26 protein-coding genes are annotated in these 23,186 nt (G+C 58.0%); all 26 read right to left on the reverse strand.

What is annotated here, in order from left to right:
- A partial coding sequence (locus V1T76_RS08500; protein ID WP_442970099.1) for a calcium-binding protein occupies window positions 1–659 on the reverse strand: 659 nt, incomplete at its 3' end.
- A gap of 246 nt (window positions 660–905) precedes the next feature.
- Window positions 906–1,175, reverse strand: coding sequence for a hypothetical protein (locus tag V1T76_RS08505; protein ID WP_330560234.1), 270 nt, complete (start codon window positions 1,173–1,175; stop codon window positions 906–908).
- 38 nt (window positions 1,176–1,213) lie between these two features.
- Complete coding sequence (locus V1T76_RS08510; protein ID WP_330560235.1) at window positions 1,214–1,426, reverse strand: hypothetical protein; 213 nt, start codon at window positions 1,424–1,426, stop codon at window positions 1,214–1,216.
- 21 nt (window positions 1,427–1,447) lie between these two features.
- Entirely contained in the window at window positions 1,448–1,927 is a 480-nt protein-coding gene (locus V1T76_RS08515) for a hypothetical protein (RefSeq protein WP_330560236.1), read from the reverse strand.
- A 274-nt stretch (window positions 1,928–2,201) separates the two neighbouring features.
- Window positions 2,202–2,639 (reverse strand): hypothetical protein, encoded by a 438-nt coding sequence (locus V1T76_RS08520; RefSeq protein ID WP_330560237.1) that lies wholly within the window; start codon window positions 2,637–2,639, stop codon window positions 2,202–2,204.
- Window positions 2,636–3,463 carry a hypothetical protein gene (locus V1T76_RS08525; RefSeq protein WP_330560238.1) on the reverse strand — a complete coding sequence of 276 codons (828 nt, stop codon included), beginning with the start codon at window positions 3,461–3,463 and terminating at the stop codon, window positions 2,636–2,638. The genes V1T76_RS08520 and V1T76_RS08525 overlap by 4 nt, the downstream gene beginning before the upstream one ends.
- Window positions 3,460–8,013, reverse strand: a complete 4,554-nt coding sequence (locus tag V1T76_RS08530; RefSeq protein ID WP_330560239.1) for a host specificity factor TipJ family phage tail protein — start codon at window positions 8,011–8,013, stop codon at window positions 3,460–3,462. The genes V1T76_RS08525 and V1T76_RS08530 overlap by 4 nt, the downstream gene beginning before the upstream one ends.
- On the reverse strand, window positions 7,986–8,402 hold the full coding sequence (locus V1T76_RS08535) for a hypothetical protein (RefSeq protein ID WP_330560240.1): 417 nt from the start codon (window positions 8,400–8,402) through the stop codon (window positions 7,986–7,988). Before V1T76_RS08535 ends, V1T76_RS08530 begins: the two co-directional genes overlap by 28 nt.
- Complete coding sequence (locus tag V1T76_RS08540; RefSeq protein ID WP_330560241.1) at window positions 8,399–8,920, reverse strand: DUF1833 family protein; 522 nt, start codon at window positions 8,918–8,920, stop codon at window positions 8,399–8,401. Before V1T76_RS08540 ends, V1T76_RS08535 begins: the two co-directional genes overlap by 4 nt.
- A complete protein-coding gene (locus tag V1T76_RS08545) occupies window positions 8,917–9,285 on the reverse strand; it encodes a hypothetical protein (RefSeq protein ID WP_330560242.1) in 369 nt (122 codons plus the stop codon). The genes V1T76_RS08540 and V1T76_RS08545 overlap by 4 nt, the downstream gene beginning before the upstream one ends.
- 3 nt (window positions 9,286–9,288) lie before the next feature.
- The gene (locus V1T76_RS08550) at window positions 9,289–11,694 is read right to left on the reverse strand and encodes a hypothetical protein (protein ID WP_330560243.1); all 2,406 of its coding nucleotides are present in this window, start codon (window positions 11,692–11,694) and stop codon (window positions 9,289–9,291) included.
- The gene (locus V1T76_RS08555; protein ID WP_330560244.1) at window positions 11,684–11,881 is read right to left on the reverse strand and encodes a hypothetical protein; all 198 of its coding nucleotides are present in this window, start codon (window positions 11,879–11,881) and stop codon (window positions 11,684–11,686) included. Before V1T76_RS08555 ends, V1T76_RS08550 begins: the two co-directional genes overlap by 11 nt.
- Before the next feature lie 116 nt (window positions 11,882–11,997).
- Window positions 11,998–12,444, reverse strand: coding sequence for a hypothetical protein (locus V1T76_RS08560; RefSeq protein WP_330560245.1), 447 nt, complete (start codon window positions 12,442–12,444; stop codon window positions 11,998–12,000).
- A 1-nt stretch (window position 12,445) separates the two neighbouring features.
- Entirely contained in the window at window positions 12,446–13,414 is a 969-nt protein-coding gene (locus tag V1T76_RS08565; RefSeq protein WP_330560246.1) for a phage tail tube protein, read from the reverse strand.
- A 15-nt stretch (window positions 13,415–13,429) separates the two neighbouring features.
- Window positions 13,430–13,612 (reverse strand): hypothetical protein, encoded by a 183-nt coding sequence (locus V1T76_RS08570; protein ID WP_330560247.1) that lies wholly within the window; start codon window positions 13,610–13,612, stop codon window positions 13,430–13,432.
- 13 nt (window positions 13,613–13,625) lie between these two features.
- The gene (locus V1T76_RS08575; protein WP_330560248.1) at window positions 13,626–14,075 is read right to left on the reverse strand and encodes a hypothetical protein; all 450 of its coding nucleotides are present in this window, start codon (window positions 14,073–14,075) and stop codon (window positions 13,626–13,628) included.
- Window positions 14,075–14,746, reverse strand: a complete 672-nt coding sequence (locus V1T76_RS08580; RefSeq protein ID WP_330560249.1) for a DUF6441 family protein — start codon at window positions 14,744–14,746, stop codon at window positions 14,075–14,077. Before V1T76_RS08580 ends, V1T76_RS08575 begins: the two co-directional genes overlap by 1 nt.
- Window positions 14,746–15,069, reverse strand: coding sequence for a head-tail joining protein (locus V1T76_RS08585; RefSeq protein ID WP_330560250.1), 324 nt, complete (start codon window positions 15,067–15,069; stop codon window positions 14,746–14,748). Before V1T76_RS08585 ends, V1T76_RS08580 begins: the two co-directional genes overlap by 1 nt.
- A 5-nt stretch (window positions 15,070–15,074) precedes the next feature.
- Window positions 15,075–16,124 (reverse strand): major capsid protein, encoded by a 1,050-nt coding sequence (locus tag V1T76_RS08590; RefSeq protein WP_330560251.1) that lies wholly within the window; start codon window positions 16,122–16,124, stop codon window positions 15,075–15,077.
- Between the two features lie 88 nt (window positions 16,125–16,212).
- Window positions 16,213–16,920: a head decoration protein gene (locus tag V1T76_RS08595; protein WP_330560252.1), complete on the reverse strand. Its 708-nt coding sequence runs from the start codon at window positions 16,918–16,920 to the stop codon at window positions 16,213–16,215.
- Between the two features lie 86 nt (window positions 16,921–17,006).
- Window positions 17,007–18,311 carry a S49 family peptidase gene (locus V1T76_RS08600; RefSeq protein WP_330560253.1) on the reverse strand — a complete coding sequence of 435 codons (1,305 nt, stop codon included), beginning with the start codon at window positions 18,309–18,311 and terminating at the stop codon, window positions 17,007–17,009.
- A 10-nt stretch (window positions 18,312–18,321) separates the two neighbouring features.
- Entirely contained in the window at window positions 18,322–18,564 is a 243-nt protein-coding gene (locus V1T76_RS08605) for a hypothetical protein (protein WP_330560254.1), read from the reverse strand.
- The gene (locus V1T76_RS08610) at window positions 18,564–20,111 is read right to left on the reverse strand and encodes a phage portal protein (protein ID WP_330560255.1); all 1,548 of its coding nucleotides are present in this window, start codon (window positions 20,109–20,111) and stop codon (window positions 18,564–18,566) included. The genes V1T76_RS08605 and V1T76_RS08610 overlap by 1 nt, the downstream gene beginning before the upstream one ends.
- Window positions 20,112–20,167: 56 nt before the next feature.
- The gene (locus V1T76_RS08615) at window positions 20,168–22,117 is read right to left on the reverse strand and encodes a phage terminase large subunit family protein (RefSeq protein WP_330560256.1); all 1,950 of its coding nucleotides are present in this window, start codon (window positions 22,115–22,117) and stop codon (window positions 20,168–20,170) included.
- Window positions 22,114–22,794: a hypothetical protein gene (locus V1T76_RS08620; protein ID WP_330560257.1), complete on the reverse strand. Its 681-nt coding sequence runs from the start codon at window positions 22,792–22,794 to the stop codon at window positions 22,114–22,116. The genes V1T76_RS08615 and V1T76_RS08620 overlap by 4 nt, the downstream gene beginning before the upstream one ends.
- A 155-nt stretch (window positions 22,795–22,949) precedes the next feature.
- Window positions 22,950–23,150, reverse strand: a complete 201-nt coding sequence (locus tag V1T76_RS08625) for a hypothetical protein (RefSeq protein ID WP_330560258.1) — start codon at window positions 23,148–23,150, stop codon at window positions 22,950–22,952.
- Window positions 23,151–23,186 lie beyond the last annotated feature (36 nt).

Below are 23,186 nucleotides of genomic sequence, written 5' to 3' on the forward strand. Positions count from 1 at the left end.
CCGCCCCGCATGTCGTCAGCGCCAGCACCGCCATTCAAAACATCATTGCCAGCATTACCATAAAGACTATCGTCACCACCCCGCCCCTCAAGCGTGTCGTTGTATGTTGATCCATTGAAATCGTTGGTATCGAATCCACGCAGTAGATCATTCGCATCGGTTCCCGTAATTCGTACGCCGTTGCGCACACTTTCGGTTGTCCCGTTCGCATAGGTGATTGAATTCAGAAAGTACGTACGCGCTAACGGAGATTGTGAAAAAACAATTTCCTCTGCGCCCGTGATCGCTGCAAGGGTACTTCCCAACCCCACAGTCAGAACCGCTTCGTTGCCGTCTTGGCCGATTTGGGAGAGAAGGTCGGCGCTGAATGCCCCGATACCGGAGATCTCGCGGCCGTCTTCGAAGTCCGGTAGATCGAAGGTGTCAGCCCCGATTGTTATTAACAGATTGCCAGCACCATCGTTATTCAAACGAATACTGTCCGAACTGACATTGAAAACGAGCGTTTCCGCATAGGTCTCCGCCGTAATTGACGTGTCATGTCCGCCATTGCCATTTGGGGCAGAAGAAAATGCTGCAACGATCCAAGGATGTACTAATTCGTATCCATATTCTTGTGGAACCCAGAAGTTTTGTGTCTCATCAAAAATGCCCGACATTATACACCTCTAAATTGAATTAATTCGTTCTTAGCAAAATACAAACAATTAGGTCAAACATACTTACATATCATTTTATAGGTTCACGTTTTTGCGCCTTGGATCAACTTTCGCGACAAATGTGCAGTAGCGGGCCACGTTTCCTCAGCACCTTCATGGGGTCGCTAGGCCAAGTAGCGATTGGAAAGGCCAAGGTGTAGACAACATTACCTTTCCGAGGTTCTCCCCACTGAACCACTCGTCAAGTTAACTGGTCGCAATCCCCCCATAGGCCCCGATCGGGACCATCATCTTCTTGCGCAGGGATCTCTCCGGACCGAAGTCTTTGTGCTGGACGGTTAGGACGGCGAGCGAGCCGACCAAGATAAGCGACAATAACCTGGTTTCCACCAAGCCGATGATGAATTTTCCGTCCGTCATGCCGAACTGCGCGACAGCGCCTGGGTCAATCTTTGCCCGCGTTGACCAATTGTTGACTTTCCTTGTGACGTCAAAGTCGGGCGTGTGGCGGATCATGCGCAGCCAGTCAGTGTCCAGAAACTCGTGCTCGGACGCTATTCAGCAGACTGAAGTGTCAGATCTTCATCCTCAACAATCAACCGGGCCGCGTCCAATTCATGCTGTAGCTGAGTTCCTGTTTCTGTCAGGATTCCTATACGTTCCTGCAGCTCTGCGATGTCAGCAGCCTTCTGCACGCATTGATCGCGCAATTCGGTGTTCTGGCGGGTCAGTTCGGCCAGCGCCGCATTGATACGGGTGTCGCTCATAATGGCAGTCCTTTGGGGGGATTACTTGGTTTCGGCGACAGCAGCCGCAAGGGCTATACTGAGTTCGTACACTGCGGCGCTGACGCGGTCCGTGTCTTCGGCTGCCTCGATCGCATTCTTGGCAACGATGGACGCAGTATCAATCGCGAATGCGGCCGATTGCCAAGCAGATGCCTTGACTTCGACAAGAGCGGCGAGATCCGCTGCAGTCGTGCCGCGCGCTGCCGCTTCGGCCGCAAACAGCGCTTCAGCCTCAGCATCGCCGCCAGCCGCAGCAAGCGCGGCTTCCCGTTTCAAGGTATAGGTGCCGATCTTTCCGGGATAGGAAGAAGCGACGGAGGCACGCGTTGTTTCCGCCATTCGGTCGACCGCCCGAACCGCCCGGGCTTTTGCCTCGTCCAGAGTCAACTCGAGTGGTGAAGTGAGGATTACAGGCCACTCATCGGTTTCCGGATCTGCGCTTTCGACAAGTTCACGCTCCGCGGGCAAAAGTTGTTCCAATACATCATCATAGTGAGGAAATCCGAGCTGCTTTGTCATCAACGCTGCCATCGCATGCCAACGTAGTGTCAACCCTGCGATTTGGCCTCGGGAAAGGCTCCAGGCACCGGCAACAGCCCATATGGGAAAGGTTCTATCAATGAGACCTGTTTCATAAGCGTCTTCGACGCTGGCCCGCAGGAGTTCATAGAGATTGTCGATTTTCAAAGTGCTGCCCTTTCAAATGAAAAAGGACCCACATGGGTCCAGTCTTGCGATCAGATGAAATCCGCCGTCAGGTTGCGCTCGCAAATCCAAGCGGAAGTATCCTGAAGTGAAACGTCGCAGATTTAACCGTCGAATAGTTGGAAATGAACTGCCTGCCGCCGACGATCAGGTTGCCGCCGCTGACTGCGCTGTAGACCTGATACTTGGCAGAGAAGCCCCCAGGTCCGCTTTCCTGCCAAACGATCAGGGCGGAACCGCCGAAAGAGAACCACGCACCGGTGAAATACCCAGAGGCAGACAGGTACCCCATACCACTTGCGAAGGTTGCGCGTGCATCCAATCCAGTTGCGACAGTCGTGGTCAAATTCCATGCCCCGGTGCTTGACCCGGTTGATCGCGATGGGAAGGTCAAGCTGCCGGTGTAGGCCCCGAAGGAGAGCATCATACCGATGTCCGTATCGAAGCCACCGATGACTAGCCGGCCGTTCTGATAATCAAAGCTCATGAACTGGATGTCTTTGCTGTGACGGAGCCGGTTCCGATGCCATTAACCTCACCGGAAACAGCACTATGATAGATTGGCCCTTTGGTACCGTTGGGACAGCCCCGGAAATTTGCGCCATTGAAGGTGATTGCCATCGCACGCAGCCCGATGCCTTCATTGGCAAGCGTCAGCCCACCACCTGGGAAATGCACCGCCGCCCCTGCCCCGCCTGCAGCGAAATGGGTATCAAGGGACGAGAACTTGCCGGCAATCGTCACCTCATCCTCATCCATCCGGATCAGGTCCGGATTACTGGGTGGATTTACCGTTCCGGACAGGGCAACGTTCGTGACATAAACCGTGTACTTCAGATTGAAAGCCAGGATGCTGCCGGCCGAGTTGTGCCACATTGTGGTCGCGACAACGTGAGTGCCGTTGACACAGATATTCGTATAGCCGACCTGTCCATTGGTCTGTGCGGCAGGCGGATTAAAGTAATTGCGCGGGCTTGTCCGCCAGTTGGGAAACGACAGATTTGCCGGAATGGCCGGCCAGAAACCTCCGTCGATATCATAGACATTATGCGCTAGCGGAATGATCATCGGCGTATAGCCAAGGCCGTGCGCGAACAGATTGACCTGGGAGTAATAGCCCCACAACGAATTGTTTTGCGGTCCGGGAAGCGCAACCTCACCGGTAACTTTCTGCACGGCTTCAACGTACGGAAGATCGGAATGAAAAATGACCCGGTTCATATGATTGAGCGGGTTGTCCTCAACACTTGCGCTTTCAGAACCGGTATAGATGGCCACGATGTTCTTGTTGCCGTCCGCTACAAACGTCATTGGATCACGATCCTCTTGTTGTCCAGGTCGATGACCATTGTGCCGTCCGCCCTCTGCAGCTTGCCGGCGGTGACTATTCCAAGATTGGCCGTCAGAGCAGAAAGACTGGAAACGCTTAGTTTGTCGGCTGTGATTGTACCTGCCGCGATTTCCGTTGCTGTCACAGCGCCTGCGGCGATCTTGCCTGCCGTAACGGCCTGTGCAGCTATTTTGGTGGCGGTGATTGCCCCATCGACGATCAGCTTTCCAGCCGCCGCGCGGCGCAGATAGACGTTGCGAATGGCAACCGTGCCAGTCACCGTTCCATCAACCGCGTCAGCTGCTCGCCGAAACCAAATGTAGCATTTCGCCGCAAGCGGCGGAGCGGTTGCGATGGTATCAAAGACCTGGTTCGTCTCGTTGCCCATTTCGACTTCGAAATACGTGCTGCCCGACAAGGGGTTGTCAGAGAAATCGACCCACTGCAGATACATCCACATCCGGCCGGTGATCGGTCCGATCGGCAGCATCTGACAACCAACCGCATAGTCCTGTCCGTACTCGACGGGAATGAAGTCAGTGGCAATCGTGGCGACCGTGATAGAGCCGGAAGTTGTTCCGAAGTCACCCTGGAACCTCAAGGCGCGACCATTGGAGCCCGACGAACTGGTAACAAAGCTCCAGCCTGTTTCCCCTGGCCCGTTGACACTCCAGCTTCCCTCCAGATCGGCAAAGGCGTTGTCGGGGATCATGTTCGAAAAGTCCGCAACAACCAGATGTTTTGCTGCGATCGCATTTGCCGCAATCTGATCCGCCCCAACTGCCCCGGCAGCTAACTTCGCAGTCGTCACAGAACTGCTTGCGAGTTGTGTCGCTGTGATGGTGCCTGCCGCGATTTCCGTTGCGGTCACAGCCCCTGCGGCGATCTTGCCCGCTGTAACGGCCTGGGCAGCTATTTTGGTGGCGGTGATTGCCCCATCGACGATCAGCTTTCCGGCCGCCGCGCGGCGCAGATAGACGTTGCGAATGGCAACCGTGCCAGTCACCGTTCCATCAACCGCGTCAGCTGCTCGCCGAAACCAAATGTAGCATTTCACCGCAAGCGGTGGCGCGGTTGCGATGGCATCAAAGACCTGGTTTGTCTCGTTGCCCATTTCGACTTCGAAAGACGTGCTGCCAGGCAAGGGGTTGTCAGAAAAATCCACCCATTGCAGATACATCCACATCCGGCCGGTGATCGGCCCGATCGGCAGCATCTGACAACCAACCGCATAGTCCTGTCCGTACTCGACGGGAATGAAGTCAGTGGCAATCGTGGCGACCGTGATAGAGCCGGAAGTTGTTCCGAAGTCACCCTGGAACCTCAAGGCGCGACCATTGGAGCCCGACGAACTGGTAACAAAGCTCCAGCCTGTTTCCCCTGGCCCGTTGACACTCCAGCTTCCCTCCAGATCGGCAAAGGCGTTGTCGGGGATCATGTTCGAAAAGTCCGCAACAACCAGATGTTTTGCTGCGATCGCATTTGCCGCAACCTGATCCGCCCCAACTGCCCCGGCAAGGATCTTGGCTGCTGTTACCGAGTTATCAGCAAGTTTCGCTGCGGTAACAGCATCATTGACCAGCTTGTCTGAAGAAATTGCGTTCGCAGCTATCTTGGCGGCGATCACAGCACCATCGGCGATTTTCGCCTGTGTGACGGCATTGGTGGCCAGTTTGGCTTCGAGTACCGAATTGTTTGCCAGCTTCGCCGAGGTGACAGCCTCGTTAACCAGCTTGTCTGCCGTGATCGCGGCAGAAGCAATTTTCGTCGCAATCACAGCTCCGTCAGCAATTTTGGAGACGGTAATCGCGTTCTGTGCGACTTTCTGAGCCGTAATAGCAAGATCCGCGATCGTTTCAGCGGTGATAACACCGTTGCCGATTTCTCCGGTCTTGATGGACCCTGAGGGAAGCCGGATCACATCCGCTGCGGCGGCAACGGCAAGCGAAACCCACTCGCTGGGCTGCGTGCCGATCGCCTGAGCACGGACCGTAAGCGCGTCTCGCAACACAGGAAACGTGGCGATCGGCAAAGACCCTGAATAGACTGGCGTCCAGGTTTTTCCATCATAGGAAATTTCAATCGCAAACGAGTCGGCGTTGCCGGTACTGCGCAGAGCAACGCTCAGAAAACTTTCCGTGACGCTGATTTGGCGGGAAGATACCAGACTAAGTATACTCGGCGTGCCGCTGGATGACGGAAGCTGAGACCCAGCCGGATAGTCGGGAACCGTCAAGCCGCCGTCAGCGACATAGACTGAAGCATTGTCCCTAACCACTTCCAGCCGGACGCGCTTTCCTTCTGGAACCATGCCGAGCACGATGCCGTTAAAGGTAAAGTCCACCCCTTCTCCAAGAAGATAGACAGGCGCTTCGCCGCCATTGTCTTCCAGATGCGGCCCCAGCGCCCCGAAGACTATTTCGACGGCGTTGTAGTCGTCGCTGTCCAGAAATGCGACTTTTGTCCCGGGCGTCCACGTGATCTTGCACGGCCCCCATTCCTCCCCGTTCTTCTGGCGGAACCGGATATACGTGTTGCCCGGATCGGTTTCAGGCTCGCGGTCAAGTGTTACCATCAGGCCAGCATAGCCCTTCACGACACCAGACTTTCCCCAGGTCTGCGGCATGTCGGACTGGATGCGGATCATATCACCGCGGGCAACGAGACGACCCTCCAGCTCCGTCCGGAAGGTCGCCTTTTCCCTGCGGAAATAGTTGTCCGCGGCAAGGTGGATACCTTCACGCCATGCTTGGTTCCTGCTGGTCGGGCCAATCATCCGCACGCGGGCCGGAGCCTCGGAAGAGGACTGCGCGATCGTGCAGCGGACTTCCTCCGTCGTCCAGGACGACGCGTCCGTGTATTCCACGATGACATCATCGGCACTGTCGGTCTGATGGAGATCGTAGGTGACCTCCAGTGATCCACGCACGATGTTGCGATCACTGAACACCTGTGAAGGCAGGGATCGCTGTTCGTCGCGCACCATGGAAATCTGGTCGCCGGCAAAACGGACACTGGCGCGGCCAGCAGCCAAGACGGTGTTGATCACGTCGAACCGGGTCTGACGCGTGTCGAAGATGCCGTCGAATGTGTCGCCGCGTGCATCCCAGAGCGTGTCATAGGCCGTGAATGTCGCGAAATCGATCTTGCTGTCAACTTCTCCTGCCCCGTAGAGAGGATTGCGCGCGACATCGATAGCGGCCCAGGCAATCGAACGGGTTTCCTGTTCAACCCAGGCAGAGCCGTTCCAAACCGGCAGGATACGGCACTGAACCAGCCGAAAGTCTTGTGCTGACTGCTGGGTCAGCTGATCGTTCACCTTGACCTTGACTGCCATGGTGGACAGCTCCGGGAAACTCTGCGGCCCATCGAGATAGGCGCGCAGGCCCGCCCATTCGAGACGATCGAAGGTTTGATCGCTGTCAGACCAAGCATTCAACCGCTCTGCGCGGACTTCGTAACGGCCAGCCGGAACGTCGGCCGAGTAAGTGAAACGTCGGGGCGTTGGCGATGTCAGCGTCAAGGTCTTGCTGACAAGCGTCTGCCAGGTGCCGATCGGTGCACCAAGATCGTCAATCTCCCGATAAAGAAAGTGGAACTGAACAGTCGCAGACGACTTCCCACCGCTGTTCTGGATCGTATAAAGACCTTCCGGTAGCAGGATATCAACGCCGAGCTTTTGCGCCGTTTCGCCCGCCGGTACTGCTGCATAAGGACCGATGATCGACCCGAAATCCATAAGCTGCCCACCGACCTCGGAGGAGGTCTCGACTTGCACTGGAAACAAGTCAATTTGTTCGCCAGGATCATAAAAGGCGATTTCAAGGTCATCGATCGCACCGGTGTAGCCTTCGCTGTCGGTCCACACGACCGTCTCGCCGATCCGAACGTCCTTGGGTGCGGAGCGGCCAAGGCCTCGTCCGAACAGCAGAAACAGATATTGATCGTTGCCGGAAAACTCCTGATAGGGGTCGGACACATAGTCCAGAACCATCAGATGTTTGCCGTACTGCACCGGGATGGTCTGGTAAAGGCGCGCCTGATTGCCAGACGGATTGGCGGTATAGGTTGGCGATGCAGCCAAGTCCGTGCTCGCTGTCGTAGCAGGTTTCGGAGCGAGCAGCGTGTTGATCAGGATGCCGCCACCGGCAAGGATCGCTGCGCCGGCAAGACCAGCGACGATGCCGGTGGAACTTGCTCCAAGTGCCCCCGCGATCAAGCCACCTGCCCACGGGGCAAATGCCGAGAGTGCAATCAGCGCAACGATGCCGAGCACGGACTTGCTGTCCTCCCCGCCCCGCGGCAGGACGACGGCCTCGACGATATCGGATGGGGCCGGAACAAGGTCCCAGCCCGTGCGCAGCACCGGTTCTCCGTTGACCGTCACGTAGAACGCGACAGACCTGGCAGGCCCGTGTGCTTTGACGATTTCCGCGAGCGAGGCCCCCATGACCGCAGGCAGTTGCACGGGCGTGCAGGGCGGCAGCGGCGTTGTGATCGGGGTCAGATCGGCAGGTGAAACGTGATGCATCGCCAGGACGCTAGCCTCAAAATTTGCAGGGTTTCGAAAGCGACACCGGTTTCCGGGGTCGCATGAAGAACAGCGTCGCCATTCAGATCCAGCCAGCAGCCGACATGAGTAGCGATCTCTTGCCGCCCCATCAGAACGGCGCAGCCCATGACGGGCTTTTCGATTTCTCGCCAACGCGTCCGCTCCGGATGATCGCGAAGCGCTTTGACGCGGGCGGCCAGGGTTACATTTTCAGGAACGAAGTCCGGCAGGCCGCAATGTCCGAGGATTTCCTGTGCGGCACAGAATGCGCCCCAGCAGTGATACCCGGGCGCTCTGTTTTGTGCATCGTAGGGCGCACCGATCAGGCGGGACAGCCGGCCGATCTGATCTGCGGTCAGTTGGCTCATGTCGACAGTGTCGGGAAGCTTTCGCGGTCATAGACCTTGCCGAAGAGACGATCCGCCCAGTTGCCCGGCTGCGCTGTCGCCGTTGCCCGCAAGGACGTCACCTTCACATTGCGCAGCTCGATGCCATCGACCCTTTGTTGCGGGCCCGCCTGACCGACGAGGTACTCCCGCCAGGTTACAAACACCGGCGAGCGGATAAGGACCGCTTGTTGCAGGTGCTTGTGCACTTCGGAGGAAACGTTATCGATCCAGAATTTGACTTGCGGCACGGAACCTTCTTCGTCGGATGGCGGATCAAGACCGAAGGGCATGGAAAGGAAGGTGACCACCTCCCCCGGGTTCATCGCCGCGTCGGCTTCAAGCAGCAGATTATGATCTGCGCCGTCCGCCACGAACCGGAGTGCAATCGGGCTGCCACCCTTCTGAAACGCCGGGTGCCGCAGCTCGACGGTTTCCAGAATGATATCGCCCTCGCAGGAGGCATAGGCTTCGCGGATAGCTTCTTCGTGTGTCGTCACAACTGCACCTCAAGCCTCATGGAAACCAGCAGCGCCCGACCCTTCGGCGCGACAGTGAACTTGTCGGACCCGGAGAGCTTCACCGTCACAGCCGCCATCGCGTAGCCGTTCCAGACATTCATGGTGAAGCGCAGCGAGCCCTTGGCGAGATCGTCTCGGACGAAGGTCTCAAAGGTTTCGAATTCGCTCTGGGTCATCCGGATTGACTGTTCAACGATCCGGTACTGCACCGTGCCGCGTGGGCGGTCGCGGGAGTTTCCCGCTTCGAATTCGGTTATGTCGTTCTGGTTGAACGGCTGCGGCATCCGGTAGCTGCCGCGCACCGGGCTTTCCGGCACACCGGCCGGCCAGGAAGGAAGTGGCATGGTTTACCCCGCCAGTCCGTTGGCACGGTTCAGCCCGAACCGTTTGCCGATTGCCGTGGAGAGTTTCCCGCCTTCGGCGACCTTGGTTGCAAGCGCCCGCTCGATTGGTCCGAGGATGACATCGAGTTCCGCCGCGCCGTTGGAGCCCTGCCGTTGTTGCGTCGTAACCTCCTGTCCGGCTTGCGGATAGATATTCACGATCGGTACTGCGGCAGCCGAAGGCATGGCGGCTGCCGGACGACTTGCGAGCGCCGCAAGCGACCGGAAGCTGTCAGCCGTGTTTTTCTGCATGGCGAGCGTCAAGACACGCTCATCATCTTCCGCGATGATGGCCCGCTCACGTGGACCGATGAAGCCGCCGGAGTGACGCCGCTCGGCATTGACAAACAACGGTGCCGGCACCTGTCGCGTCCGTCCACCTGGACCGATTTTACCGCCATCGTGGTAGATGCCGGCTGTCGCCGTCATGAGAGCAGAAGACGCGGAACGCCCGCCACCGAAGAGGCTGGCGATGATCGACATCAAACCATTGCCGCCAATACCGCCCCCCAGACCGCCCGTAATCTGCCCGAACAGGTTGCGCAGGTTGGAATTCAGGAAGTCGCGTGCCAACTGGCGAGCGAGCGACTTCATAATGTCTCCGAAATCCTTTGCCTCTTCGCCGGCGTCGAAAATGGCATCGGTGATGCTGTCGGCAACCGTTCCGCCAACTTCCTTCATGGTTTCGCCAAAGGACTTGCCGGCCCGCTCCGCAAGCGCGATCTGTGCTGCCAACGCATCCGCGCCGATACCGTCCTGAGACAGCTGGCGCAACTTCTCCAGCGCTCCGGCTGTGTCTTCAGCCGCCCCCAGGTACTCCCGCATGGCCGTGACGCGCGCCGCATTCGCAGCCGCCTCTCCCTTTCCGCCCGTTGCCTTGTCGAAGACGCCTTCCTTCTGCAGCTCGGCGATCCGCTTCAGGCGGGTTTCCAGTTCCTGCGCTGGCGTCGCGCTGGTCTTCAGCAGCGATTGCACCTCGCGCAGGAGCTTGGCTTCCTCTTGCCGCCCGGATTTGCCCGCTTTCTTCACTGCCGCATTGTAGTCTTCCTGCGCTTTGACACGTGCCCGGCCGGCGTCTTCCGCCGTCAACTGGCCGAGCTTTTCCAGCCGGTCGATTTCCTCAAGGGCCTTTATTCGCTCTTCATCGGCAGTCAAAATACGTTTGCGCCAGGCCTCGGCAGCGGTGCGATCGTCCTCGGTAGCAGTGAGTTTCGGCTTATCGGCTGCCGGCGGTTCGTAGACGTAATCTTCCCTGAAACCACTTCTCCGATCCAACGCCTCCTGAATTCTCGCCGCCTCCTTGTAAAGACGGTCGAGTTCTTTCCTTGCGTTTGCAGCTTCTCGCCGTCCGGGTGTCCCTTCCAGACGGGCGCGCTGGCGTGCGATCTCTTCCGTGATCTCCGCCCCCCGGCTTTGAAGGGCATAGTTGGACTTGTTCTCGATCTCGGAAAAGGCGTCAACGACGGCACGAAACCCCTGCGCAACCTTCAACAACGCGTCACTCGCCGCCAGCGCTATCGGAGTGAACTCCAAGAATGCCTTGGTCATGTTGCTGTCAATTTGCGCCGTGACTTTCCGGAATTCCCGGTCGGCTTCCTCTGCCTTGTCGATCAGGTTCTGATCGAACCCGATACCAAGCTCACGGAATTCTCTGACGAGATCCTGCACGGAGTCCGAGCCACGGTCGATCAACTCGACAAAACGCTCACCACCTGTCCCGCCAGACAATTCGTCCGCGATACGGATCTGTGCAGCCCGATCCAGGTCTTCTGTGCGCTTGATGATCTCCACCAGAAGATCGGCAGGGTTTTGCAGTCGTTGACTAAGTTCGTCCGCACTAAAACCAAGACGCTGAAATGCTTCTGCCCCGGAGCCCTTGCCGGTGATGATAAATTCATCTGCCCGGAGGTTCAGTTCCTTGATCCCGTCAGTCAGGGCATCAATGGAGATTTGATTGACTTCGGCAACGTAACCAAGCTCCTGAAAGTCCTGGACATCCAGACCAGCGCGACGGGCGGCGTTTGCAATTTCCGTGATGCTGGCAACTGCCTCCCGGCTACGTTCTGCAGCAAGCGTAAGACCGAGCGTCAAAGCGCCTATGCCTACTGATGCGGCCAGACCAACAGGTCCGAGCGCAGACAGAGCAGAGCCGAGTGGGCCGATCCGGGCTGACAGCCCTGCAGCGCTCGACTTCATGTCGCTCACCGAGGCATCAACAGCCTTTAAGCTGCGCGAGGCAGGAACCGACGCCTTTTGAATGCGCTGGAACGCGTCTTCACCTTCCTTGCCGAACTTCCGAAATTCACGCTGGACTACCTTGCCATCCAGGGCGGCAAGACGGACGCCGACTTGAGGTGTTCTAGATGCCAATTTCCTCTTCTCCCTCTTTAGCCGCCGCGCGTCCCGTCAACAGGCCACGTTCAAACTCTGTCAGACATTTCATGAGCAGTTTCGGGTCGGCGTCTTCGACAATCCGGGCTTTGGCCTCGGTGATGTCGATGCCGACAGGTTCACCGGAAAACGCATGTATGCGTTGAACGCCGGGCTGTGACGCCACTCTAACGGCGGCCCTGCCCTCACGCGTATTCGGCTTGTGCTTTTCGACAGGACAGGCCTTGCCGCAATTGGCGCCTGTCTTTTTGCAATTCGCGCAGTAATCCAGGCCGCCCCGCCCTATCCATTCAGCGAGGCGGCGGACCCGTTTCCCTCTGAGATCTCCAGATAGAGACGGGCATAGGCTTCTCTGCGGAATTGCCCGCGATAAATCGGATCCAGCAGAAACCGGCCGATATAGAGCCGCGACAACAGCGCGGGGCCGTCATCGTCACCAATCAGGCCGGTCCATGCCGTAACCACACGTTCAAAGACCAGCGCTAGGGTCAGGAATTGAGACAAGCCAAGCGCTTCCTCGACATCGGAAAATCCGACGCAGTCGATTTCGTCGAAACCGAATCCGGAGAAAGCTTCAGCTCCCTCAATGAGACCGGCCACGAGCCGCCCCGCCTCTGCTTCCGCCTCTTCCATGTCTACGGAAGTCGCCCGGCGCATCGTGAGTACGATCCCGTCAGGGAACTCCACCTCAGACGGAACCAGTTTTGTCTTACCGAGACGTACCGCCATCTTAGTAGGCCGCGATCTGGTTGGTGACAGTCACGGTCAGCATGGCAGCGCTATCCGTCTGTTCCGCCCGCCAGTTGAATTCCGCTTCCAGCCCGCCAGGTCCGGAAATCGGTGCGAAAGATGCGCGCTCAAAACGGACAGACGGCATGGCGAACAGGATTTTGGCATTGGCCGAAATCGCAAATTCAAGCTCCAGCGCAACCGGGTCACCGGCAGTCATGATGTCGTAGTAGCTGTCGTTGATGTAGCGAACCCGTTTCGATCCGCTGCAGGCTGCATCCTCATCGAGCGTATAGCCGGAGAGATACTCGGTACCGTTCAACGCTTCATCTGGCGACGGATTGTTCTGGTAGTTGAACGATCCACCGAGGAAGTGCGCGGCGTCAACACTGTCGATCCGCAGAAGGCCTTTGGATGCCGGGATCTGGCTCAAGGCCAATTGCGCTGCAGGGACCCCGCCACCGGTCGCGCCGAGTTTCGCTTGGTTGCGCCCGACCAGGTTGACCGTCGCCTGGCGGAAGCCGCCAGCGCGCGCGCTGTCAAAGGAAAAGCCCGACGCCAACATGCCGATGTTCTGGAAAAACGCAGCACCGGCACGTTTTTCGATTTCGATTGTGCGGTAGGGCAGCACCTCACCGCCGCTGGTGAAGACGTGCTCGTAAGGACCCGCGCCAGTTGTTACCGGCGCACCGAACAGCATTGTCAGCCAGTACGGCAGATGGTTCACATCCATCGGCACGACAATATCGCCGCCCATGGTCACCAGGCCAGGTGCAGGTGCGGTCTGGTCCCGGTTGTTGGTGCGTGCGGTACCAAGCAGCGGATCGGTGTCCAGCGGCTCGGACTCGCCAAGGTTTTCCGAATAGAACGGCGTCGAGATGTAATCGACGGGTGCAGGCGTCGAAAAATCGGCCTGATCGCCAAACAGCAGATTGGCGGTCTTGCCGCGCGGGGTTGCGCTTGTGGGCATCTGTCAGGTCTCCTGTTACGTCTTGCCGGCGATCTCTAGGTCGCGGGAGCTTGCCGGGCGAACCTTGTTGCCAAGTTCGCTGGCATGCTCATCATTGAGGGTCTTGATGCAGCCCCGTTCACCAAAGTCCGGAACGGCTTCGAGCAGCACGAAGGGCTTCCCCGCCGGAACCGGCGCGGTGTCGCGTTTGCGTGTCATGAGGATTTTCCTTTTAGTACGGCACGTCAGAAACGAATTCGCAGGTGATTTCGACCGTGTAGCCAGAGACCTCAGGATCTCCGTCTGTCGCCTGGCCAAGCCGGTCGAGGCCGGTGATTTCCCAATGCGCCACGCCACCGGTTGAAGCCACAAGAGCCGCATGCACCTTTGCCAGAATGACCCCAAGCGCAGCCCGGCGAGCTTCGTCTGTCGCCGCCTTGACGATCAGCTCCAGAAGCGCGAACTGGCGCATTTCATATTGCCCGCCCGGCACCCCGAGCGCTTCAGTGATGCGCTCAAGGTCCCCGTCGACCATGTTGCCATAGGCCTGCGCACCGGCATCGAGCGCTTCGAACGCATCGTCCAGCGTTTCGTTTCGCTTTATCGTTGGAACGGCGGCGTCTGCAGTGGCCAAATCCGTCAGGACCGTATGCAACGCGGTCAAAACTGCATCCGAACTCATCAGGAAAGCCTTTCGGTCAAACGCCGCGTAAGGAGGGCTGGATACTGCCTACGCAAAACAGTCTCGATCGACGACACGTCCAGGCGCTTCGAAAGGCGAACCTGCTTGACGAGCACGAACATAAGAACCCGTTCCGACTTTTGCCGGCCACCTGCCTTGATGCGACGGGACCCGCCACGTTTGCCGCGCGAGCGCCGAAAACCTTCTTCGGCGAAAGCGTAGACAATTGATCCATGCGAGCCAGAACGCGGCCGGAAACTCAGGGCATCCTTGCCGAAGGTTTCCGTGAACTCCCTCAGGCTCATGCGGCGTCCGCGCGAAAGCCGTTCGCGGCTCTTCGGGGCATAGTCTGTCGGGATAGCGAGAAAGCTATTGTTTCTCGGGCGGATCGTCTGGCCTTTGTCGAAGGCCTGAATGATCTCAGGCGCTTTGGTGAAGATCAGCGCCGCAGGTTCCAGCGTTTCGACACCATGCCTTGGATAAACATTGTGCCGCCAGGCTTTGGCAACCTTCCGTCCAAGTCCGGCGGCTGTTGTCTGCTGGCGATACCGCTTCTTACCCAGAACGGCAACGTCTTCGGTCCCGAGCTGCAGGGCAATCGAAACCTCTTTTTGTTCCGCGTCGAGATGCTTTTGCAGGTCCCCGACAAGCGCCAGTCTCAAATCAGGCATCAGATTGCAACCGCCTTGAACTTCCAGACCAACCGCGCCGTATCCGATAATATCGGCTGCGATGAAATCGTGTAAGTTTCACCGATTCCAATGACAGTGACCGTCTGGTCCTTGGCTGGCGTGACTTCGGAAGCCCGGAGTTTCAGGACGCTCACACGCCCGACCGGACGGGACCGGCCGCCAAAATCGACTGCCTCGTCATCGTCAGACGAAAACAGGACTCGGCACGGAATGGGATCGCCCGTCTTGGGCTGATAGAAACCGTTGACGCCGAGCCTCTCGAAGGCGGCGTCAACGGCTTTCTGTGCGATGTCAGCGCGCATCCGGATTAGTCGGAGCTATAGACTTCGACGAGGATGTTCGGCTGCTTGCAGACAGCCAGCCGGTTCGACTGCGACTTCATTTCGACACCGGACCCATGATCCAAAACCTTGGTCGACACATAAATCGGATCATCAACGTTCGGCGCGATGTTGACCATTTCGATGTGATGCGCGGGCGACTGGTAGGTGGTGAACAGGTTCTGTGTGCCTGCCGGATAGGCGTGCCCCTTCCCAGCCTCGACAGCAGGTTCGGAAGTGATCACACCTTGAGCGTTTCGCACTGGGAATGTTCCCTTGTATTCGCGGAAAATGATCTGGCCGAATTCGAAGATGCGGCCCCAATTTCCACCCAGGCGACCTCGTTCCATATTCTGCAGGGTCGGTGCGTTCTGAGTCTGGATCCAGAACTTCTCAACGTTGGCGTGACCAACCAGCTTGTTGAAGAAGGTCGAGTGCACAATGCACTCGATCTGCGTGGATGTTTCGCCCTTGAGATTGCCAAGGATGTGATCAATGACTTCTTCGCACTTCTCCACGACCTTCGTGCCGGCGGTGCCCAACTTGAAATCCACCGTCTTCTTGGTGAGATTAAGTACCGTAAAGAGATTGTAGAGCGTGCGCCCCCTGCCGTCCTTGATCAGACCGCGCAGCATACCCATGCGGATGTATTCGAGCGTCACCGAATGATGGTTGCGGACACGAGACAGGCGACGAGCGGTTTCCGTGTCGAGATTACGGGACTGCAGTACCCCGTTGATGACTTCAAGACCACCTGCAAGATCTTCCGCCTTGATGGTTTCCAGATGCGGGAAATGCGGGATCGTGAGGATCGTGCCGCCAACGTCATCCTGCTCGGACATCTGCCCAGGTGCGCCCGGCTCCTCGGCGGCCAGGACAACGAGCTGGCCGTCCCGATAGTCGATGCGCACAAGACGCGACGCCATCGGTTCACCAGGCGCCAGATTGAGCGCGTTGATAAGACCGAAGAGGTTCGGAATGCGGTTGACCTCGTCGGTCAGTTCCACATTGGTATAGGGAAAGAGAATTTCCGGCATAGCCTTTCACTCCTGATCGTTTCCGGTCCTGCCGGAAATCCAAATGAAAGAGGCCGGCGGTGCCGGCCTCTGGTGTTTCGGTTTCGGGTTAGGCGGCGCGGACCACGACGCCCTGCTTCTCCAAGGCTTCGAGCGCTTCGGCCTTCTGCGCGGCGGTCACGCCGTCCGGCCAAACGATGCCCTTTTCGAAGCACAGCACCTGCCGGCGCAACGCAATCAAACCAAAATCGAGATCGCTGCCATCCTGAGCTTCTGCGGCATTCGCTGCAATCCCCCAGGGATACTGAGAACCGTCCGCGCCTGCCGGGTCCCAGGCGACAGCCTTGCCCGCATTCGGGTTGATATCGCCTTTGGTGACGGTCACCTCAAACCGGTCGCCTGCGATAAAATCGTTTGCGCCATCAGCAATCGTGAACCGGATCTGTTTACCGAAGGCAACGCCGACCTTTGCCGTGCCGACAGATTTGCCTTCAGGATCGGAAACATCGAAGGTGCCGGCGTCGGCTGCGGGGTCGATACAGACGACGGTGTAAACACCTTCTTTCGCAGCCGTGGTCACGGCCGGATCGGCAATGGTCAGTGTGCCATCGCCAGTATTGCCAGCATCGGCCGCTGCAACAGCGCTTACATCAGAGACAGTCGCCAGCAAGGCAATGATATTGCCGAGCTTGATCGTGCGAGCAGCACCGTCACCGGCAAGCAAGGTGACGGGTTCGCGGGAGAAGTCGGGATCGACTTCCCACTTCAAAAGGGATGTAAGCCCTTTGTCCTGGGTAATGGAGTAGTACGGCAGCATGATAAAACCTCTTCAATCGGCCGAGTTGATGTGTTCCCCGGCCCGCATAAGGTCGAGGTCAAATGTCTGGAATGATTGGAAGAGCGTTAGCTCGCGTAGCGATCCACGGCTTTGGAAAGGCCGGACTTCGCTTTTTCGGAGCTTGCAGGCCCGCCAAAATCAAGGGCTGCTCCGGCTGCTGCCTCTTCTTTCAGGGCAGTGAATTCGTCACCCTCGTGGCCCTTCTCCGCCGTGGCCTTGGGTGACTTCGTAAGGGCTGCGTTAGCCGATTCCGGCGTCTGGTCGGTATCGAAAGCAAAGTGACGCGCCAGTTCTTCGCGGCCTTCGGCCTCTTCGCTGTCCAGAATGGCCTTTATACGACCGCGTTCAGCGGCTGCACCTTCGGCAACTCCTTCCCTCTTGGCCGCTGCGACAGCCGTGTCGAGCTGCGCCTGTGTGATGCCCGAGGCGCTTGCATCGGGCCCCTGGTTATTCTCGCTCATGATAAGTCCCTTCTTTTGCGAGATGGTGCGCCCGACGCGGGCGCTGGCAAGGTCCTCCAGGACCTCATCGAATGTGCCGACCTGATCGGCAAGACCTGCTTCAAGCGCGGCATCTGCGCCAAGCATTGAAGCTTCGAGATCGAAGACCACTTTCTCTTCAAGGCCACGGTGTTCTGAAACCAGCCCCACAAACTGGCTCATGATCGCGTTGACACGCGTCTCGATTGACGCTTTGGCGTCCCCTTCCAACGGTCCGAACGGGTGACCGTCGACCTTGCGCGCACCGGCATGAATGATCGTTGCCTTTACGCCTCTGGTCTCCAGCTGCTTGCTCCGGTCAAAGTGAAGCCACAACACACCGATGGAGCCGACTTCACTGCTTTCCGTCATGACAATCTTGGTTGCGCCGCTGATCAGCCCGAATGCAGCGGAAGCCGCCATCGAATTGACCACCGCAATCACAGGCTTGACTTGACTGATCTTGCGAACAAGGCGCGCCGCTTCGATCATGCCGGCGGCTTGACCTCCCGGCGAGTTGACGTCCAACGCGATGGCGCTGACATCTGAAGCTGCACCGGCCCGGTTCATCTGCTCCGTAAAACCCTCAAAGGAGGTCATCCCGGAATAGCTCCCCATCCAGGCACCGCGATTGACCAATTCACCCATCAAGGAGATGCGTGCAACGCTGCCAATCCGCGAATAACCTTGCCATTCAGGGCCGTCAGGACCCTGCTCAAAGGCATCCTCGCCCCGGAACCTGTTCCCCTGCGGCGACGGTGTCGCGACACCAAGCATCCGGCTAGCAAGATATTCGCCGATAAGGAGGCCTTGACTTTCAGCCAAGAGCAATGGGGTATCGAAAACCTGCGTTGCCGCGCGTAGGTAGCTGAGTTCGTTGACGTCTGGCATGGTCGATCCCTTAGTAGCCGCCACGGATCGCAAACCGGCTTCGAATGCCCTGTTTGCGATTGCAGTCGGCCTTGAGTTTCGTGATCATCCGCTCCAGGTCCTTTGTGTTTGCAGGCTGCAGCGTGACATCGAAGTCCTCATGCCGAACCCGAACCTCGACCTCACCAGCCGAAAGCTTGTAGAGCGCTGTCTGCAATAGTGGCCAAACGAGGCACGGGTCGGTGGTATCAACCCCGTCGAAGATGCTAGCCATCAGACTTCGTCCTTGTTTTTGTCGTCTTCGTCTTCCTCATCAAGCGCACGCTCTATATTGCGACCAACGAGCGGTGAGCCCTTCGCGGCATGGGGATCAGGCAGCCCAAGCTCCTCACATCGTTTGGACTCCCGCGCTCTTTGCTCGGCGACCTCTTCCCAATCGTAGCCAAGTTCCGCGCATTCGATTGAAAGACTGGAAACGCCCCGCTCCAAACGCTCTCCCATGGATTTAGCTGACTTAAGGTCATCTGCAGTCGGTTTGGCAGGACCCCGCCATTCCGCTTGTGTAGCGGCGCCGCGTACACGCAGGAACTTCCGGTATCCACCTGGGAAGGCAATCCAGCCTTTGAAGATCTGCTCTTCGAGCCAAGCGTCATAAACCGCCTGATAGAACGGCGCTGACAGATCCTCGCGCCTTGTGATCACCTGCGGCCACAACGAGGCAATGCCCATCCGAACCGACGAATAGGTTGCACCCTCGTAGTCAAAGGCCATGGCCTCATAGGAGACACCAATCGCGCGGGCTATCTCGCGGAGCAAGTTCCGCATAAACGGCAGGTAGTTGTTATGCGGATGATTAGTGTTGTGGAACTGCAGCTCTTCGCCGAAGAACAGGTGCGCGATCTTGCCGTGCGCACCTAAATCGAGTTTCGTGCCCTTTGCCCAATCCTGCTTGGCTTCAAAAAAACCGGCAAGATCACCACTAACAGATACGTTGCCGTCCTCGTCCTTGGTTGTCAGGCCCTCGAAGAGCTCCTCGGATAGCGAGTCCGACTTGATAGTCGCGGCGAAGATCGTCTGCAGGAGAGCAGCCACCAGGGTAGCATCGGCCAGTTGATCAACCTGGCGGAAGACCTTCAGCACTGCGGCGAAGGGAGAGACACCGCGCGTCTGGTCCGCTTCGCCGTCAAACGTATGGATAATCAGTGGACGGCCATGCCTGTCGCGGGCTGGCAAATCAACCGTGCGGTCTAGTCCGCCCTGGACGGTCTTCATGCGATATCCGACCGCCATCCCGTCGCCATCTAGATAGACACCCTGGTAAAGCCGGGCCTCGTCCCGCGTCTCCTGTGTGATCCGAAGAGGGGAAAGAAGCTGGATTTTGGTCTCTGTCAGGGAGTTCCCACGCTTGCGGAGTATCGTCCGGGCGACGCCTTCGCCAAATCCGTAGTGACTACGCAGCTGCCATTTCGCCATGGCTGCAACGGTCATTTTGCCACGTGCATCGCATTCCCGAGGATTGCGGGAATAGGTCTTCCAGCGCTTTGCCGTGTTTCGTGACCAGTCGTCAGCCTCGTCCTGACCGGAAAATCCGCAAGCGACGAAATCCGGAATAGGGTTGAGTTTGAGCCCATTGCCAATTGTGTCGCCGACCGCCTGATCAACAGCGCCTTTCATCCAACCCGAATTGTGTATCGATTCAACCGCACGAGACGCAACCGCTGCCCAAGCCTGACGCACGTCATGCTTCGCCTCGCGCAAGGCGGGACGAGGCCAGCCGGCCAGGAAGCCGCTGCGGTCCGGGCGCAAATATTGCGATTGCACACGCCCGGTCTGAAGCGTTTCACGGCGAGGGATTGTCGGAACCGAAGGAGGCATGATTATCCGTTCAAGGCTTTCGCAAGACTTGCGAAGTTTGACTTTCTCTTGTTTGATTTCCCGGCGGGAGCCGGGGCTGGCGCGAGTGGTAGGTCCTCGAAGTCGAGCTGAGCTTCCGGTACCGGCGCCCAACGCTCTGCTTCCAAGCGGTCCCAGACGGCAGAAGGCATCGAGCGAAGTCCGTATTTCGTAGCCGCGGCTTCCGCCTGGTTCATCGTGTCGAGCGGCTCGTTGTTCTGGGTCGGATCTTTCCTCCACTTCCAGACGTCAAATCCGTCCCGGTTCTTTTCGACAACACGGCGCTCGGCTGTCAGACCCCGGAAATACTCGTCGTCCAATCCACTTGCGAACGAAACGTAGCCTGGCTCTAGAGGGTCGGTTTTTCGGATGTTCTTGTAGAGCCCGAACTTCATGATCGAGCTGTTGAAGTTGTAGAACCGCCGGGAGTATTTCTTCACCTTACCGCTCTTGTCGTCATATTCCTGCTTGACCCGTTGCAGGCGCGGTGCGGTTTCCGACCTGGCACCGCGTACCATGATGACCTTGGATGCCGGATGGCGCTTCGCCCACCCCCAAACATCAGCAGTCGAATAGTTGCCGTCGATAGCAGTCAGGTCCGGCCTCAGCTTGTGCCCGTAGGCGTTTCTCCATTCGCTGACGATCAGTAGGTCAAGCATCCCGCGCGGAGACTTTTCGCTGATATGTCCAGCAATAACTCCATAGTCGATGACGTAGCGGCGCAGATCTCGATCCCAGCCGACGAGTTGCCATTCGACGCGATCATCCTGACAGTCAATACCGAGTGTGATCAGGACCGCACCCGCTGGGATCTGGCCTTTGGAATAATCTGACTCGGACGCTCGGTCCCTCAGTTCTTCCCATGGCGGTGCGTCACCGGCTGCGTTGTAAGCCAGACCGACAACGTCATTCATGAACGTCTGCTCGCTGGCCGGATCGCCCTTGGCCTTCAGCCAAGCCCTTGCAATCCGTTCGAAAGTTTGCAGGACGGAGTAGGCCGACCAGATCCAGAAGGACCGATGCTGGCGCTTCGCCTTCTCGTTCTGTGCGCGCCACTCCAGCTTTTTCAGCATTGCAGGGCGGTGATGTTCCTCGATGACGCCGCCGCATTCCGGGTCCGTACAGGTGAAGTGCGCCCGTTCGGGCCGCTCCTCGTCCAGATTGGCCAGCATGTTGTCCCATTCGAGGACCTGCATGTGACCGCAATGTGGACACGGCACGAAGGGCAGCTCCTGACTGCCGTCTTCGAAGTTCCGCGAGATTCGGCACCCGGGCAGAACCAGAGGTGTCGAAATCTTCGCGATTTTCGCGAATTCGTGTGCCTGGCTGCGGCTGTCGGCTTGTGCTTCCGGATCGCCCGCCGAGTTGGTTTCCCATTTCGCTAGGTCATCCTGCACCTGGTTCTTCATGGTGACCATCGACAGGGACGCCGGCGAATTCGCACCGGAAATCTGGATGGCACCTCGGCCGTCGATCCGCTCCTTGTAGAGGATCGAATCCCCGCCATCCCGACTCTTCTGGGAGAACAGCGCCCGTAGGGACGTGGTGTTCTTCAGCATCGGCGCAAGCTTCTGCTTGGACCAGCGCTGCGCGTTGCCCTCGGTCGGGTGCACATAGAGGAAATCCCCCGGCACCATGGCGAGCGAGCCACAACAGAAGATATTCGCCAAGACCGTTCCGCCAAGTTGAGCGCTTTTCTTCAGCGTCACGATGCGACACGGGTCTTCCGGCGAGAAAGCCCTGAGAACCTCATCGAAGTAGCCGAAGAGATCACGGTTATAGGGACCGGGATAGGGGCTTTCACGCTCGGAAAGCACAATGTTCTCTTCGGCCCACTTCAGATAGTCCACTCGCGGTGGCGGGGTCCATGCTTCCGCCATCGCGTCAAAGGCAAGGCGCTCCGGATTGGCTGTATTGACGACAAGGCAGTTCAATCCAAGTCTTCCTCGTCGTTGGCCGTGATCTCAGTTTCGATGGTCTCAGGTAGGTCTGCGCCCTTCTCGCGCGCCTTTTCAGCCGCCCTCGCCCGCATCTGCGTGAATTCGCCTCGAAGAAGATGCAGCACGTCGCGGACAGGCACTTCGAAGTGCGAGGCAACTGCGGCGGCCATGTTCGGGAGCGACCCTTCGAAGGTCTGGATCATCTCAACAGCGATGCGTCGGTTAGTTGCCGCGACTTCCCGCGTGATCGTGAAGCGGCCCTTCTCCGCTTCCTCTTCGGCCGCTGCCTTTCGGCTGCGGATCTGCTCCTGAAACAACCGCTCACGCTTGAGCTTGTCCTCGACTGAGTCATGACGCGGATCTGGCGCTGGTGTTTGTGTCGCCAAAATCGGTACGGCAAGCGCTTCGAACGGCAATGCTCCAGGTGAAGCTGCGGCACTCAATCTGGTTTCAAGCCCATTACCGAGCATCTGGCCGATATCGAGCGCTAGTCGGAGCTGTTCCCGAGCGACAGCTACGTTTATCTTCGCCCTACGCCCCTCACCGACCAGGGCAGGTCCGCTGATCTTGCCCTCAGAGATGTACTGCGACACCCGACCCGCACTGACACCAATGATATCGGCAAACGCTCCCTTGCTGACAACAGCGTTCTCATCCGCTTGCGTTGTCACGTGCGTCTCTCCGGCTCCAGCCTCTACTTTAGTAATTTAGCTGCGTCTTTAGGTCTTTAGCCAAGTTTAGGCTTCGTTTTTAGGCTCAGACTGGCCACCTTAAACACTAAGCCGCCCCGTATTGGATTTGGCCGGGTACGGTCCCTAAACTTCGATCAGATCAGTGTTTGGATGATAACGCCTTCGTCCAGGTAGATCATGACGTCGGCCATACCGAAGACACCCGGTACGATCTCAATAACTCGAGCGTCTGGGAAGGCGTCACGCAGGAAAACTTTGGCGGAATAGAAGTCCGGGTCTTGATCTACTTGGTGGAAGAGTTGCGCACAGCTATCGACTTGATCCAGTGCACGCATCGCCACCCCAACAAAAAACCCCGCGGGCGTTGCCAG

It is taken from the genome of Roseibium sp. FZY0029 (assembly GCF_036350355.1).
Classification (GTDB): Bacteria; Pseudomonadota; Alphaproteobacteria; order Rhizobiales; family Stappiaceae; genus Roseibium.

Bases quoted from the DNA above. Each gene is read 5' to 3' on its own strand.
- V1T76_RS08560 (WP_330560245.1), bottom strand. From the start codon at position 12,444: ATGGCGGTACGTCTCGGTAAGACAAAACTGGTTCCGTCTGAGGTGGAG.
- V1T76_RS08520 (WP_330560237.1), bottom strand. From the start codon at position 2,639: ATGAGCTTTGATTATCAGAACGGCCGGCTAGTCATCGGTGGCTTCGAT.
- V1T76_RS08595 (WP_330560252.1), bottom strand. From the start codon at position 16,920: ATGCTGCCGTACTACTCCATTACCCAGGACAAAGGGCTTACATCCCTT.
- V1T76_RS08570 (WP_330560247.1), bottom strand. From the start codon at position 13,612: ATGACACGCAAACGCGACACCGCGCCGGTTCCGGCGGGGAAGCCCTTC.
- V1T76_RS08505 (WP_330560234.1), bottom strand. From the start codon at position 1,175: ATGATCCGCCACACGCCCGACTTTGACGTCACAAGGAAAGTCAACAAT.
- V1T76_RS08625 (WP_330560258.1), bottom strand. From the start codon at position 23,150: ATGCGTGCACTGGATCAAGTCGATAGCTGTGCGCAACTCTTCCACCAA.
- V1T76_RS08525 (WP_330560238.1), bottom strand. From the start codon at position 3,463: ATGACGTTTGTAGCGGACGGCAACAAGAACATCGTGGCCATCTATACC.
- V1T76_RS08565 (WP_330560246.1), bottom strand. From the start codon at position 13,414: ATGCCCACAAGCGCAACCCCGCGCGGCAAGACCGCCAATCTGCTGTTT.
- V1T76_RS08600 (WP_330560253.1), bottom strand. From the start codon at position 18,311: ATGCCAGACGTCAACGAACTCAGCTACCTACGCGCGGCAACGCAGGTT.
- V1T76_RS08545 (WP_330560242.1), bottom strand. From the start codon at position 9,285: ATGCCACTTCCTTCCTGGCCGGCCGGTGTGCCGGAAAGCCCGGTGCGC.
- V1T76_RS08580 (WP_330560249.1), bottom strand. From the start codon at position 14,746: ATGCCTGATTTGAGACTGGCGCTTGTCGGGGACCTGCAAAAGCATCTC.
- V1T76_RS08605 (WP_330560254.1), bottom strand. From the start codon at position 18,564: ATGGCTAGCATCTTCGACGGGGTTGATACCACCGACCCGTGCCTCGTT.
- V1T76_RS08575 (WP_330560248.1), bottom strand. From the start codon at position 14,075: ATGAGTTCGGATGCAGTTTTGACCGCGTTGCATACGGTCCTGACGGAT.
- V1T76_RS08510 (WP_330560235.1), bottom strand. From the start codon at position 1,426: ATGAGCGACACCCGTATCAATGCGGCGCTGGCCGAACTGACCCGCCAG.
- V1T76_RS08585 (WP_330560250.1), bottom strand. From the start codon at position 15,069: ATGCGCGCTGACATCGCACAGAAAGCCGTTGACGCCGCCTTCGAGAGG.
- V1T76_RS08535 (WP_330560240.1), bottom strand. From the start codon at position 8,402: ATGAGCCAACTGACCGCAGATCAGATCGGCCGGCTGTCCCGCCTGATC.
- V1T76_RS08590 (WP_330560251.1), bottom strand. From the start codon at position 16,124: ATGCCGGAAATTCTCTTTCCCTATACCAATGTGGAACTGACCGACGAG.
- V1T76_RS08530 (WP_330560239.1), bottom strand. From the start codon at position 8,013: ATGCATCACGTTTCACCTGCCGATCTGACCCCGATCACAACGCCGCTG.